General features: G+C 39.4%; 14 protein-coding genes. 2 read left to right on the top strand and 12 right to left on the bottom strand.

Annotated features, from left to right (window positions below):
* Positions 1 to 6 precede the first annotated feature (6 nt).
* Complete coding sequence (locus tag IQ10_RS06830) at positions 7 to 351, top strand: YflT domain-containing protein (protein ID WP_144449721.1); 345 nt, start codon at positions 7 to 9, stop codon at positions 349 to 351.
* A gap of 371 nt (positions 352 to 722) precedes the next feature.
* Here the strand turns inward: IQ10_RS06830 and IQ10_RS06825 are convergent, their stop codons facing one another.
* From IQ10_RS06825 to nagA, 8 genes are all read right to left on the bottom strand, one after another.
* Positions 723 to 1,481 carry a Cof-type HAD-IIB family hydrolase gene (locus IQ10_RS06825; protein WP_144449720.1) on the bottom strand — a complete coding sequence of 253 codons (759 nt, stop codon included), beginning with the start codon at positions 1,479 to 1,481 and terminating at the stop codon, positions 723 to 725.
* A gap of 85 nt (positions 1,482 to 1,566) precedes the next feature.
* Positions 1,567 to 2,367, bottom strand: a complete 801-nt coding sequence (locus IQ10_RS06820) for a hypothetical protein (RefSeq protein WP_144449719.1) — start codon at positions 2,365 to 2,367, stop codon at positions 1,567 to 1,569.
* 36 nt (positions 2,368 to 2,403) lie between these two features.
* Entirely contained in the window at positions 2,404 to 3,234 is an 831-nt protein-coding gene (locus tag IQ10_RS06815; protein ID WP_144449718.1) for an ABC transporter ATP-binding protein, read from the bottom strand.
* A 19-nt stretch (positions 3,235 to 3,253) separates the two neighbouring features.
* Positions 3,254 to 4,264 carry a FecCD family ABC transporter permease gene (locus tag IQ10_RS06810; RefSeq protein WP_199757398.1) on the bottom strand — a complete coding sequence of 337 codons (1,011 nt, stop codon included), beginning with the start codon at positions 4,262 to 4,264 and terminating at the stop codon, positions 3,254 to 3,256.
* An 8-nt stretch (positions 4,265 to 4,272) separates the two neighbouring features.
* Entirely contained in the window at positions 4,273 to 5,289 is a 1,017-nt protein-coding gene (locus tag IQ10_RS06805; RefSeq protein ID WP_144449879.1) for a FecCD family ABC transporter permease, read from the bottom strand.
* Positions 5,290 to 5,980: 691 nt separating this feature from the next.
* Complete coding sequence (locus tag IQ10_RS06800) at positions 5,981 to 6,214, bottom strand: hypothetical protein (protein ID WP_158640004.1); 234 nt, start codon at positions 6,212 to 6,214, stop codon at positions 5,981 to 5,983.
* A gap of 370 nt (positions 6,215 to 6,584) precedes the next feature.
* The gene (locus tag IQ10_RS06795) at positions 6,585 to 8,744 is read right to left on the bottom strand and encodes a GDYXXLXY domain-containing protein (protein WP_158640003.1); all 2,160 of its coding nucleotides are present in this window, start codon (positions 8,742 to 8,744) and stop codon (positions 6,585 to 6,587) included.
* Positions 8,745 to 8,844: 100 nt separating this feature from the next.
* Entirely contained in the window at positions 8,845 to 10,035 is a 1,191-nt protein-coding gene (nagA, locus tag IQ10_RS06790; protein ID WP_199757391.1) for an N-acetylglucosamine-6-phosphate deacetylase, read from the bottom strand.
* A gap of 156 nt (positions 10,036 to 10,191) precedes the next feature.
* On the opposite strand from nagA, the gene IQ10_RS06785 reads away from it, so the two are divergent.
* Complete coding sequence (locus tag IQ10_RS06785) at positions 10,192 to 10,584, top strand: VOC family protein (RefSeq protein ID WP_144449715.1); 393 nt, start codon at positions 10,192 to 10,194, stop codon at positions 10,582 to 10,584.
* 40 nt (positions 10,585 to 10,624) lie between these two features.
* On the opposite strand, the gene IQ10_RS06780 is transcribed toward IQ10_RS06785, so the two are convergent.
* The 4 genes from IQ10_RS06780 to lysA all read right to left on the bottom strand — a co-directional run bounded on the left by IQ10_RS06780 (position 10,625) and on the right by lysA (position 13,924).
* Complete coding sequence (locus tag IQ10_RS06780) at positions 10,625 to 11,545, bottom strand: NAD(P)/FAD-dependent oxidoreductase (protein ID WP_144449714.1); 921 nt, start codon at positions 11,543 to 11,545, stop codon at positions 10,625 to 10,627.
* Between the two features lie 123 nt (positions 11,546 to 11,668).
* A complete protein-coding gene (locus IQ10_RS06775; RefSeq protein ID WP_144449713.1) occupies positions 11,669 to 12,109 on the bottom strand; it encodes a peptidylprolyl isomerase in 441 nt (146 codons plus the stop codon).
* Between the two features lie 211 nt (positions 12,110 to 12,320).
* The gene (locus IQ10_RS17995; RefSeq protein WP_158640002.1) at positions 12,321 to 12,461 is read right to left on the bottom strand and encodes a LysM peptidoglycan-binding domain-containing protein; all 141 of its coding nucleotides are present in this window, start codon (positions 12,459 to 12,461) and stop codon (positions 12,321 to 12,323) included.
* Positions 12,462 to 12,604: 143 nt separating this feature from the next.
* On the bottom strand, positions 12,605 to 13,924 hold the full coding sequence (gene lysA, locus IQ10_RS06765; protein WP_144449711.1) for a diaminopimelate decarboxylase: 1,320 nt from the start codon (positions 13,922 to 13,924) through the stop codon (positions 12,605 to 12,607).
* Positions 13,925 to 14,068 lie beyond the last annotated feature (144 nt).

The following is a 14,068-nucleotide window of genomic DNA, read 5'->3' as shown; positions in this document are numbered from 1 at the left end:
ATAAAAATGAATCCATATTACAAACATTATGAAAATGAAGAGGAAGTTGTACAAGCAGTTAATACATTGAAAGCAGACGGTGTGCCTGAAGATGATATTTATGTCATTACTCACGACGATGAGCGTACAGACCGAATTGCACGTCATGCGGATGCAAATACAGTTGGTACAAACGAGGTTGGCATCGGTACGACTATCAAAAATTTTTTTCGCAAACAAGGCGATGAGCTTCGTGCGCAATTTGAAGAGCTTGGTTTTACTCACCAAGAAGCAGAGCAATTAGAAGAGAAATTAGACGAAGGTAAAGTTATTCTGGTTGTTAAAAATTATACCCAACAAATTAATCTATAATGTACTTGTACGAAGTAACGACACATAAGCATGTATTAACACCCTAGCTGTAGGCACGCGAATACAGTTAGGGTGTTTTTCCTTCTCATTAAATGCGATTTATTCACAGGACATTAGTGATCTTATGGTTTCCAAAACAAAAAAGTAAGCTAGTCCACAACATGGACATAGCTTACCTCTTTTCAACAATTAACGCTGTCCTGCACCGCTATTCATTGATTTATTCTTACGTTTTGCCAAGAATTTTTTAACAAAAGGGTAGACAACCATTCCTATTTTAACAAGACGAAAGAGCTTACTCATATTACAACGCCTCCTATAATGTTTTCTTTTATATTCCCTTTACATAAATGAATTAAACATAGGAAGAATTATAATGCCCACTGACGAATTGCCCGAGCTACTCCGTCCTCAACATTCGTTTCTGTCACATAATCAGCCGCTTCTTTTACAATTGGTTGAGCATTGCCCATTGCGACACCAAAGCCTGCCTCTTTAATCATCGCTAAGTCATTCAGGCTATCTCCCATTGCCATAACCTCATCCATCGTGATGCCTATGCGCTTGCATACTTTTTCGATTGCTCTAGCTTTATTGACTCCTGCTGCATTGATTTCGAGGTTCGTTGGACTTGAGTTGCTAATCTCAAGCGCAGGATTTCTCTTTAAATCTGCTAAGATGATATCGCGTACGTTGTCGTCTTGAATATCAAAGCCAAATTTCATCCACTCGTGATTAGCAACATCTTCTGCTTCTGGGAATTCATCTCTCCAAACCTTGCCAACAGATGCCGCCCAGCAGTATGTCTGATGCTTTTGTTTCAAGCTCCACATATGTTCGATAAATGCTGTATCAAGCAGCTGCCGTTCAACGAGCGTACCTGATTCATCCCAAATTTCGCTGCCATTCACAGTAATGAGATAAGAGCTAAGTGAAAGAGAGTTGACTAATTCATCACACGTTATTCTTGTGCGGCCTGTGCTAATGACCACATGAATACCTTTTTCCTCCGCTTCTCTAATCGCTTTACGATTTTCGTCTGAAATTTCATGACGATCATTTAATAACGTTCCATCCATATCAATGGCTATTAATTTAATATTTTTTTGAGTTTGCTTTGTTTGTGTCATTCAACCGTCTCCTAACTACATTGATCTTCTTTCATTTTAACAGATTTCCGAAGATGAAAGGAAAGTAGACGATTTGAATAGCCTATTATTTCACTTTCACTGCAAGAAGCTCCTGCTTGCGTTTTTCCCTGTCTTCTGGGGTTAATCGTGGACAATTATAGCATTTATTTGTTCCACATTCTGTTTGGTAAAAGAGACAGCACGTTGGCTTCATTCGTCTCATCACACCAGGTTCTGTTGGACTCTCGACTTCGATATATGGAAAATCTAAGGCATTTTTTTTGCTTTGAAAAAGACTTGGACTTGCCACTCTTGTCAACCAATGAAAGTCGGAGAGAACGCGTTCTTTTTCTGTATCTGTTTTAGCCAAAGTTAAAGCTACTTTCTTCCCGTACTCTAGACCATTTGTAAACTGTCCCCATAGCTCACGAACGCGATAATCTGCTGCATTAGCTAAGCTTTGGATCACAGGGGTGACGGTTTCTTCGATCAATTTTTCAAGTTGCTTTCTTCTCCACTCCGCAGAATGTTCTCCTTGAACGCCTTGATCAGAATCTAATTTTATCGCCATCCGATCGGCTTGTTGCTCTTCATTAAAGTACAATTGAATTTTTAGCGACTTTGCTGTCATTGGAAGTCGGTAGTGATTCAGCGCAAGTGTCGTGATATAAGCAGAGCAGGCAATGCCTAGGTTACTGCTAAAATAAGTAGACGGAGCATGCAAATTCACTGCTGTAATTTGTTTTCCATAAGCTTGCAAAAAGGATTGTGCTTTTTTCTTATCAAGTAAGTCAGCTAGCGCTATTTCTTGATGAATCATTTGTTGATCTGTCGTATTTAGAAAAAAGTGCGATTCTATGTCTTTCATCCATTGACTCATTTGCATAGTCACATACTCTCCTTTTAGTCTTCTTATCTCTCATTAACCTAAGGCATGAACAAGTTCACGACTTTTCTGTCCCGCTTCATTTCCAAGTAAGTCATACGTCAGACAGATCGGCTTATTCGTACGTGGGTCTGTAATAATTTCGGCGTCAATATTGAACACACGCTGCAATACAACTGAAGTCATTACGACTTCTGGCTGTCCTTCTTTCATAATCGTCCCTTTGTTTAAAGCAACCATATGATGAGCAAAGCGTGCAGCATGGTTGAGATCATGAATAACCATCACAATCGTTCTTCCTTGTTCTCTATTTAACTTCTCTAATAACTGCAAGATTTCAAGCTGATGAGCAAGGTCCAAGTACGTCGTCGGTTCATCTAATAATAAAAGCTCTGTTTCTTGTGCAAGCGCCATTGCAATCCAAATTCGTTGACGCTGACCTCCTGATAATGCTTCGATTGGCCGCTCTTGAAATTCAAGCATCCCAGTCTCTTGTAAAGCCCATCTCACCACTTGTCGGTCTTTATCTGTTAATTTCCCAAACCCTTTTTGATGAGGAAAACGCCCGTAAGAAACTAATTCAGTAACAGTGAGCCCATTTGGCGCCTCTGGTGTTTGCGGTAAAATGGCCATCTTTTTAGCAATGGCCTTTGTTGATTCTTTGTGGATAGCTTTTCCGTCTAAATACACAACACCTGATTTTGACGGGTGAAGACGAGCCAACGCTTTTAAGATGGTCGACTTTCCGCAACCATTTGGTCCAATCATCGTCGTGATTTTTCCTTCTGGTATCGAAAGGTTCAAGTCCTTGACAATATCGACCTCACCATATGAAATACTTAACTCGTTCGTTGCTAGACTGACCATACGAGCGTCCTCCTTCTAATTAATTTGTTTTCATTAAAAGATAAATAAAATACGGAGCACCTAATGCTGAAACAACAAGACCAACAGGTAGTTCAGTCGGCGTCAAAATCGTTCTGCTAATCATATCAGCAATCAGCAACAACAAAGCTCCCATCAAGGCTGATGTTGGGATCAATATTTGATGTTTCGGCCCGACAATTCGACGTGCTAGGTGCGGGGCAACAAGTCCTAGAAACGCAATCCCTCCACCGACTGACACGCACGCCCCTGCTAAGGCAACCGCTACAATGAGCATTATTCTCCGCTCTTTTTCAACATGTACACCTAAACCAGTCGCTAATTGATCACCAAGGTTTAAGATGTTTAAAAATCTCGCTTTATAGATCGCAAGTGGAATGAAAACGAGTATCCAAGGTAAGGTAGCTAGCACAAATGTCCAATTGCTTCCACTAATACTTCCTGATATCCAAACCGTTGCTTGCATGAAATCACGTGGATCCATTTTCAATTGGAATAAAATTAAAGCTGCTGCAAAACCAGCATTAACACCAATTCCAACTAAAATTAATCGAACAGGGGTGATCCCACTTTTCCAAGCGATCGTATAAATCAGAAAAGCTGCAACAGCCGCCCCTAGTAAAGCAAAGAATGGCATGATAAAAATCGAAATTGTTCCCAAACCAGTGAGCGAATCTTGAAAGAAGAAAATGTATAAGACAACCGCAAATCCTGCTCCTGCATTAATTCCTAAAATTCCAGGATCAGCTAAATCATTTTGGGCTACGCCTTGCAAAATCGCACCAGAAACAGCAAGACCTGCACCAATTAAAAGAGCGATAATCATTCTTGGTAAGCGAAAATCAAATAAGACTAATTGATCTTTTTCCGTCCCAAGTCCCGCAAATGTTTTCAAGACATCAAGCGGAGTAATCTGAACAACACCGCTGTTTAAACTAATAAAGAATACAGTCATAATCAAAGCAACCAACACAGTTAGGACAAATAATGGTCGCTTAGTTTTCGCATTGATGTGGTCCACTACAATCCCCTCCCATCGCGTCGTGCAAGGTAAAGGAAGAATGGAACACCAATAAGCGCCGTAATCGCTCCGACTGGTGTTTCAAATGGAGGATTAACCATCCGCGCACCGATATCGGCAAGGACAAGGAGCAAACCTCCAAGGACCGCTGAACATGGAATAATCCAACGATAATCAAGACCGACTAAAAAGCGCGTAATATGTGGAATGACTAGCCCGATAAATCCTACTGCACCTGCAACCGAGACAGCAGCTCCTGTTAGGACAAGGACAACAATTGTTCCAAGTACTTTCACAATCATTGTGTGTTGCCCAAGTCCCTTTGCCACTTCATCCCCTAAACTAAGAACCGTAATCGATCTTGCTAACATAAAGGCTAGAATTAAGCCGACTGCGCCGACAGGGAAAAGCAATTGAACACTCGTCCAGCTCGTTCCAGCAACTCCTCCAAAAAACCAAAAACTTAGATCTTGAGCAACTCGAAAATGAATCCCAATCGCCGTAGAAAAAGAACTCAAAAGGGCTCCAACTGCAGTACCAGCAAGCGCTAGCTTAACAGGTGTTAAACCACCTTTGGAAAAAGCACCAATCATAAAAACAAGAGCCGCTCCTAGCCCTGCTCCTGCAAATGACCAAAACATTATTTCTATATAAGTAGTTCCTGCAAAAAAGGCAAGAGCAATGGCAATGGCAAATGCAGCTCCATCTGTTACACCCATAATGGACGGTGAAGCGAGTGGATTACGTGTCATTCCTTGCATTATCGCACCAGAGACCGCTAAAAAAGCTCCAACTAAGGCTGCTGTTAAAGCTCTTGGCATTCTCAGCTCAATTATGATTTGATGTGCAGTCAATTCAGGATTAAAATGGAATACCGCCGACCAAACTGTAGCTAAATGAATATCTACTGCGCCAAATGCGATCGAGAAACCAATGCTAAAAAGTAAAGCGACAAGACCACCTATTATAATAAGTAGTGCAACAATTGGGCGAGAGTTCCATTTCTTCTCTTCTATGTCTTCTATATGATGTTGAAATGAACCAGTGTCCGTTTCTTGCACGCTAAATCCTCTTCTCTAACATTAATATCAATAATCATTATCAATTATATTATAATGATTATATGTAGCGAAATCTAGTACTAATTGAATAAGAGAATCATTTTCATTATTATAATAAAACTTTGCTAAGGTTGACCGCATCTTATCAAAACTCGGCTAAAACCACTCACGTTCTATAGAAAAAACTTTGCTTAACCCACACATTCTGTTTGCAACATCAAGTACCCGCATATTCGGCAATGTTAACTGAGGTGTTATCGGAATAAGGATCCAGTTTACTGATTTGCCGGATCCTCATTCCGTTATTTCCTCTAAACTCCTCGGTTTAAGCATGGTTTCGGTTCCTCTTTCCGCTATTTGGCTTTTTCAATCTTATATTCCAGTGATTTTGCCCTTTTAGCGGAACCAGAATCCGTTTTATCCTTTCTGGAACAGCTTTTTTCCCTTTTAACGGAATAAGGATCCTCTTTACTGATTTGCTGGATCCTCAATTCCGTTATTAATTAAACTACCAAAGAGACCGAATCACTGTGTGATTCGGCCTGATTATCTACTCTGTTTCTCCTCAAAATTGAGCTACTTAAAATTTTAGACTTTGTCATACAAGTCCCCTCGATAATGAGGCGACTTGTATTCTGTTCACCCTTCATTTTGCTCTATACGTTTGATCTGATAATCCATTCAAATAGACAATCACACCTTTACGACCAAGTACTTTTAATTGTTCAATCTTCCCAAACACATTTTCAGTCCGTCCGTCTTGTTCGACCTCGAGAAGCAATTCCTGAACGACTTTTTTCTGATTTGTTGTCGGTGAAATGAGAATATCCTCTTTCATGATTCCAAACTTTTCTTCAAGATACTGCTCTAACAAGGTCATCACACCTTCCCATTTTATTAATTGAACAAAATAACCACACCGACAACCATTTATTGGTTTACTCTATCTTATATAGGAAAAGGTCGTCCTCTCAAGCATAATGGAAGATTTTCTACAAGAGAAAAAATCTCCATTCAAAAAACCGTCATATCTAATATGAAAAGCAAAAGCGCCTTAGTCAGACGTGAGAAATACTAGAAGCCTGTCAATGTGTTGCCAGCTTTTTTTGCAATCATTTACAGGCTAAAGCAACTTCGAACGGCTAGCCGCAGTAGCTAGACATCATCGAACTTAATATTTCTTTTCTTTTAAAAAAGACGAAAAAGCTGATTAATTTTTAATCAACTTTTTCGTCTCAAGTAAAATCTAACTATTCCAGCTCAACTAATAATGCATTTCCATTCGTAGCCACCCTAACATAGGCGTATGTCGCGTTCTCTTCAATTTCAGCACCTGTGCCTTCCTCAATAAAATACGATTCAATTCCGTAAATGAAGCTACCCCAGCCATTTGCCTTAGCATGAATGAGTACATCATCCTCAGCTGGTACATATGGTCGGCTATATTCTCCTTTATACTGATAAACACCTGTATACTCATACACACCCATTTCATTAGGTGCGAGAACAAGCTTGAGCTTTTCCCCTGCTTGAAAACGATCAGCCAATTCGTCGATTTGCGAAATGTGATAATTTAATACGACATAATCACCCTGTATAAGTGAACGAGGATCAACTGGTTCAAGCTCCAACTTAATCAGCTCACCATTGGCCAGTACGTTTTCATTTTGAACGTATTGAAAGCCAATAAAACCAAGTTGCAAAACAATAACAAGCAAAATCGGTAGCCTTTTTCGCGTTAAAACGTTTTCTTCAAGTCGTTCTCTCTTCTCGCGACGGTCAAAGATAAGCGCTACGATCAAGAACACAGCGCCAAGAATAAAAAGCGCAATTGACTTATGAAGAAGCTGCCAAATTAAGTCATAATATTTATAAAACAGAAACGCGAACCAAAATAATAGCACCATTCTTAAACGTAGTGTCTCGTTACGTTTGAGATAACGAAAGGCAAGATAGGTTGTGATGATAAAGAAGCCTGCATTATACACATAATAGAGTACTGGATGCGCATCATGTAAAAACGTTAATATAAAGCCAAAAAGCAAGCTATAAAAAAGCGCATTTCGATGAAGAATACGTTTTTCCTTTTCTTTGCTAATGACGAAGCTAACTAGCATCAGCGCAAGATTAAAGAACAAAAGTAAATAGGTGAGTTGTTCGGCACTTAAAGGATGAGTCATCATTATCACAATGATAAAAAGATTCACCCCAAGATGAACGAATACTCGTATAATCGTACTTTCGGTTTTTTTCCAAATAAACGGTAGCAAACTAAGAAAAAGAATCGCAAGAATGCTTGAAATATCCCATGCAAATGCGATCGCAAGCAATAGTCCAACATAAATTAGTGTATGAGTAACCGTCTCCTCGATCCTGTTTCCAAGTAAGATGACAACAAGCATAATCGCAACGGCCATCCCCACATATAAAGAAGAGAGAAAAATTCCATAATAAAAACTTGTTAAACCAACAAAAGCAGCTGTTGCTAGCAACGAACTAACAATACTGACAACAGTAACAAGTAATTTCTGCCACCAGGGCTTTTCTGCTTGCTCTTGTTTTGACCACTTTATAAAATAAACCGTTTTCGCAACTAGAGCGACAGCAAGTAAAATGACAAGAAGAAAAATCCCTTCCGAGGCATAAACAAGCATCCAACTCAATACCCACCTTGAACTATAGACGGCTATTGCAAGTGTCGTAAGTATAATATAAACACGAACTTTTTCAACCTTGACAAACCAATAAAGAGAGCCGATTAAAATGACGAAATACGTTAAGTTTAAGATGAAGCTATATGATTCAAAAACCCACCGCATCGTTAGTCCAAGCCAAATCACATGGAACATTATAAACGAGAGATATAGCAAAATCGGTGATCGAAGCAATTTCTTTTTTATAAGAAGAAATAGACCAGCATTGATCAGCCCAAGAAATAGCAAATAAAGAATGATCTCTCCTTCTGTTCGATAAAACGAGATCGCTGTCGGAAACACATAAAAGGCAAATGTTAAATGAACAAGTACATACGATAAAAGATAAAAGGGTTGTAAGCGTGTGATCACACTAAATAATAAAGACGGGATGAGCCAAACAAGAAACAAAAGATAGCTATCTGCATGAGAATTGTACGTTTGATAAAGTAACGCCACACTGACACCAAAAGCCATGACCCCTGCAAACAATGCAAGCTGCCCAACAAGCGGCCTGAATCTTAACATTTGGGCAAAAAGAAAAGCTAATCCATAAAAAACAACTAAAAGTAGCGTAATGAGGCCAACTTTTTCTGCGCGTTCAAGACCACCCCAATTAGCCGCAAAAAAATACACGATTGCTGCAATGACAAGTGAAAGGCCTAAAATATACGTAAAATCAATGACACGATTTTCTCCCATTTTTAATCGATTCAATGCCATCACTCTTTCCGCTTTTTTATTTATTGTAACTGATTCCAAATCGTTCGTATGTAGTCTTACTGTCATGGTTTTTGCATTTCATTCAGCTTATCTTTTATTCTATTCTCGAACATACAATTTGACCTTTGCACCATGTTTTCTGAACGTCGAAATCGCTATTTATCAAAACAAGATCAGCATCTTTATTAATCGCAATACTTCCTTTTCGATCATCTATTTTCAGCCGCTTTGCTGGTAATGTTGAGGACATGTAAATGACATCTAATAGCGACGCACCTGTGAATGCCTGCATCTTCTTAAGTGCTTCATTCATTTTTAATGTACTGCCTGCAAGTGTCCCATCCTCGAGCATCGCTTTATTTTCTTTTACGTGTACGACTTGTCCTCCAAGCTCATACTCTCCGTCTTCTAATCCTTTTGCTCTCATCGAATCCGTAATAAGGATCAGTTTTTCTCGTCCTTTTAAGCTCCATGCAAGCTGAATGCTTTCCTTACTACTATGAATGCCGTCAACGATTAATTCAGAATACAGTTCACCCTTAAGAAGAGCTGCTCCAGCAACCCCTGCCTCACGATGGTGAAACCCTCGCATTCCGTTGTAAAGATGAGTCACATGTTGAGCCCCTTCTTCTATCGCTTCTACTACCTCAGAAAAAGTTGCATCAGAATGACCGATGGAAACGATCTTACCTTGCTGATAAAGAGTCTTGATCAACTGATAATCTTTGTCTTTTTCGGGGGCTAAGGTGATGATTTTGATTTCGTTACTAGCCAAGTCATCCCATTTCCTAAAAAGGTCTACATCTGGTTGTTGAATATGTTCTACTGGCTGAACTCCTGCTCTTTTTTCAGAAATAAAAGGACCTTCTAGATGAATACCGAGTATTTCAGCCCCTACTATTTGTTCCTGTTCCTTCATATAATTGGCTACATTTTTTAACGTTCTCTCAAGCTTATCCTCCGATTGTGTGATCGTTGTCGTTAAAAAGCTCGTTGTTCCTTCTTTTACTAGAGACTGTGCCATTGTTTGCAAAGCATCGATTGTTCCATCCATGACATCCACTCCGTAACAGCCATGGATATGAAGATCGATACAACCAGGAATCAATGTAAGAGCAGGGTCACATTCAATGATCGTTGTATTACTCGAAAGTTTGCTCTTCAAAGGAAGTGTTCCTATATCAACTATTGTGTCATTTTTGATTAGTACATACCCTTCTCGTATAATCTCTGTTTCTAAAACAACAGACATGCCAGTGATTAATGTATAGGAATCGTTAAACATCTATTTATCCCCTCTCATTTCTTTAACCATAACTATTTCAATTTATCATAATCCCAAAAGACATGAGCTTTTTAAAAAAATAATACCACGAGGGGATGTTCATACTTGTGTGGAGGATAATATGAAAAGATTAACCTTCGGAAGGAGCTGTCATAGTTGATCAAGGCAAACCCGTATCTTTTTGTTGAAAATTGTGAGGAAGTCATTGAATATTACCGCGATATTCTAAAGGGGAAAATCAAGAATGTTCAAAAAGCAGATGGAATGGAGGCATTTAAAGAACATGAAGGAAAGTACTTGCATGCTGAGCTCCACCTCGGTGAGAGCATCATTCATTTTTCGGATATTTTTAGTGAAGTAACGAAAGGAGATAATGTCAAAATCACATTAGAGTGTCACAGTGAAGATGAGATTAAGCGCGTGTATCAGTCCTTGCTTGAAGGAGGGCAGGTATCAGTTGAATTGCAGGAAACCTTTTGGGGTGCATTGCATGCAAATGTTACAGATAAATATGGTATTGGCTGGCTTCTTAATTATCAGAGGTCTTAAAAACATGAAACCAGCGTTCATTTATAAGCGAGCGCTGGTTTTATAAAAAAGAATTCCAATCTTCCTCGACTAGTTCATGATTCAGTACAACCCCTGCCGCGTACCCTTCACTAGCGGCACCAATTAATCCAGTGAACCGCTTTGCTGCATCACCGATAATAAAGAGACCCTTCACGTTTGTTGTGCCATGTCCCTTTGTTTCAAAGCTTCCTAATTCATCAAGTTTTATTCCTAGCTGCTGCGGGATCATCGTTGCTTGTTTTGCACCTGTATCAAGAAGAAAGCCTACAGATCTTTTAATTGTCTCCCCGCTTTGGAATATGATTTGATTTAATTGACCGCCTCTTGACATTAGTTCCCTGATAGGTGATTCAACAAGTCGAATATGATGATGAGTTAGCTCCTGTTTTTCCTGTTGCGTAATTGATGCTGGACCATTTGTACAAACAACTAAATCTTTACTCCAATGATGAATCATTTTTGTGTAGTTAAGTAGTTTTTCCCCATTGCCAATGACGGCAAGCGGCTGATCACGATGTTCCCAACCGTCACAATAAGGACATGGAAAAACAGATGTGCCATATATTTCATCAAGCCCAGGGATAGGAGGTAGCTCCTCTTTTAATCCTGTTGCAACCATTACTTTCCGACTCAAAAAAATGTCTCCATTTCGTGTTATCGTTTTGAAGTGACTTTCTTCATACTGAACCGTTTCAACGTAATCATCATACAAACTAATCGTTTTATACGGTTTCAACTGTTCTCTTGCTATGCTTCGAAGCTCAAATGGCTTCACTCCATCTCTTGTGAGAAAACCATGAGACAGATGTGTCACCGCATTTCTCGGTTTACCGTCATCAATTAAAGCAACCGTTCGACGCGATCTTCCGAGCACCAGAGCTGTACTTAATCCACCAGGTCCTCCTCCTATAATCACAACATCTAGTAGACGTTTATCCATGTCTATGATCATCTCCTATATGTATAAGTAAATGCCTCCCTTCATTCATTACCCCGTAGTGAGGAATCTATGCAAAGGTAAAGAAAAAAGAGCAGATGTCATCTGCCCTTTTACGACTTGCTACTATTCTTCATCCCAAACTTTCACTTCTTGCATCACATCACCTTGCTTGATGCGGTAGATTGAGTCAAGACCTTCAACAATTTGACCGAACACAGTGTGTACCCCGTCTAAGTGTGGTTGTGGCTCATGAACAAGGAAGAATTGACTTCCACCAGTATCTTTACCAGCGTGAGCCATTGAAAGAGCACCAGCAACGTGCTTATGCGGGTTGCCTTCTGTTTCACATTTAATAGAATAGCCTGGTCCACCAGTTCCAGTTCCATTTGGGCATCCGCCTTGAGCAACGAATCCTGGGATAACACGATGGAATGTAAGACCATTATAGAAACCTTCGTTTGCTAGCTTTTCAAAGTTTGCAACTGTTCCTGGAGCAGCCTCTGGATAAAATTCAATAACGATTTTCTCGCCGTTTTCAAATGCAATAGAACCTTTTTTAGCCATTCATTACATCTCCTTTATGTATTAAGTCATAATCCTTATTTATAATAGCATCTTTACGGACATAAAAAAAGAAATGAGTGTTCTTTAAGTGAAAAGAAATTTTTAGACAATGCCTTTAGAGGTTAAAGAAGGATACAAACAAAATCTATTAGTAGCCTCAGATTCAAATGAAAAATAAGCCCACACAAATGCACTTGTGCAGGCTTACCTCTTAAGGTAAAATAAGCGTTTGACCTGGTTGAATCGTTGAGCTTTTCAATCCATTTTTATCGATAATCGCTTGGATTGTCGTTCCATTCGCTGTTGCGATTTTCCAAAGTGTATCACCTGATTTCATAGTATAACTTTTCATTTTCAAGTCATTTACATTTGTTACATTATACCTACAAATAAAAAAAGAGTGATTCCAAAAGGCGTTTTTGACCTTTGAATCACTCTTAATCATTTCTAATGATAGACTGCTAGTACTTCTTTCCATTAAAAGAATTGATTTCTTTATTTCGTTACTTTCTTTGCTAATGGCAAATCAAGGCGAAGAAGATCCTCGTAGCTCTCGCGTTTAATCACTTCAAATGCTTCCCCGTCTTCAACAAATACGACAGCTGGGCGTGGAATACGGTTATAATTATTTGCCATTGCATAACCGTATGCACCTGTACAAAATACCGCTAAAATATCTTCATGGTTTGCTTTTGGAAGTGGCAAATCCCAGATTAACATATCGCCGCTTTCACAACACTTGCCAGCAATCGAGAACGTTTCAGTTGTCTCTTCATTTGCTCGATTTGCAAGAACACCTTCATACTGTGCTTGATATAGGGCCGGGCGCAAGTTATCACTCATCCCACCATCCACAGCAAGATAGTCACGAACATTCGGAATATGCTTTTGTGAACCAATTGAATAAAGCGTCGTTCCTGCATCTCCAACAAGAGAACGACCTGGTTCAATCCAAATTTCAGGCATCGAAAGATCCATAGCCGCAGCCTTTTCTTTCACAACCTCAATCATTTTCTGAACATATTCGCCAACTGGAAGAGGCGTATCTCCATCAATATAACGAATACCAAAGCCACCACCTAAATTTAGCACAGTTGGTGTAAATCCATAAGATTCACGCCATTCACTAATTAATTCAAACATTTTCTCAACAGCCATCACAAATCCAGTTGTTTCAAAGATTTGCGAACCGATATGACTGTGAACACCTAATAAATGAAGATTTTGATCAGCTTGGGCTAACTGAACTGCTTCATGTGCTTGACCACTGACAAGATCAAATCCAAACTTTGAATCTTCTTGTCCAGTGGAAATGTAGTCATGAGTATGCGCTTCAACCCCTGGTGTAATGCGTAGTAAAATATCCATTTGATACGAACGTTCTGCACAAATACGGCTAAGCTCACGAAGTTCATAAAAATTATCAACAACAACACAGCCGATTTTTGCATCTACTGCCATTTCAAGCTCAGCTAAACTTTTGTTGTTCCCGTGAAAATGAATACGATTCATTGGAAATCCTGCTTGCATGGCAGTGTATAATTCGCCACCTGATACAACATCGAGGCTTAAACCTAATTCATCGGCTAACTGAAACATTGCCATACAGCTAAATGCTTTGCTCGCATAAGCAACTTGATAAGGTACGTTTTCCGCTTGAAATGCTTGTTGGAATTCGCTTGCTCGCTCACGAATAAGCGCTACATCATAAACAAATAATGGCGTTCCGTACTTAGCTACAAGTTCAACCGTATCAATGCCCCCAATCTCCAGGTGGCCAAAATCATTTATTTTACTTGTTCCATGTGCATACATCACTTGTTCTCCCCTTTTTATCTATGAAAATATGTTCGAAAAAGAGGATAATCAAATTCATCATGATGATCTCCAGACTTTTTGAACAGTGTCTATTAAACAATAAAAACAGCTAATGCTGTTACACTAGCTGCTTAAAATGGC

This window comes from Halalkalibacter nanhaiisediminis (assembly GCF_007830185.1).
Lineage (GTDB): Bacteria > Bacillota > Bacilli > Bacillales > Bacillaceae_D > Halalkalibacter > Halalkalibacter nanhaiisediminis.
The sequence above is the reverse complement of the archived record's forward strand: the minus strand, read 5'-3'. Positions and strand labels throughout refer to the sequence as shown.

What these genes read in the sequence shown, in the direction of transcription:
- IQ10_RS06775 (WP_144449713.1), bottom strand. Translation starts at nt 12,109, where the DNA reads ATGGCTAAAAAAGGTTCTATTGCATTTGAAAACGGCGAGAAAATCGTT.
- IQ10_RS06800 (WP_158640004.1), bottom strand. Translation starts at nt 6,214, where the DNA reads ATGACCTTGTTAGAGCAGTATCTTGAAGAAAAGTTTGGAATCATGAAA.
- nagA (WP_199757391.1), bottom strand. Translation starts at nt 10,035, where the DNA reads ATGTTTAACGATTCCTATACATTAATCACTGGCATGTCTGTTGTTTTA.
- IQ10_RS06825 (WP_144449720.1), bottom strand. Translation starts at nt 1,481, where the DNA reads ATGACACAAACAAAGCAAACTCAAAAAAATATTAAATTAATAGCCATT.
- lysA (WP_144449711.1), bottom strand. Translation starts at nt 13,924, where the DNA reads ATGTATGCACATGGAACAAGTAAAATAAATGATTTTGGCCACCTGGAG.
- IQ10_RS06815 (WP_144449718.1), bottom strand. Translation starts at nt 3,234, where the DNA reads ATGGTCAGTCTAGCAACGAACGAGTTAAGTATTTCATATGGTGAGGTC.
- IQ10_RS06780 (WP_144449714.1), bottom strand. Translation starts at nt 11,545, where the DNA reads ATGGATAAACGTCTACTAGATGTTGTGATTATAGGAGGAGGACCTGGT.
- IQ10_RS06820 (WP_144449719.1), bottom strand. Translation starts at nt 2,367, where the DNA reads ATGCAAATGAGTCAATGGATGAAAGACATAGAATCGCACTTTTTTCTA.
- IQ10_RS17995 (WP_158640002.1), bottom strand. Translation starts at nt 12,461, where the DNA reads ATGAAAAGTTATACTATGAAATCAGGTGATACACTTTGGAAAATCGCA.
- IQ10_RS06830 (WP_144449721.1), top strand. Translation starts at nt 7, where the DNA reads ATGAATCCATATTACAAACATTATGAAAATGAAGAGGAAGTTGTACAA.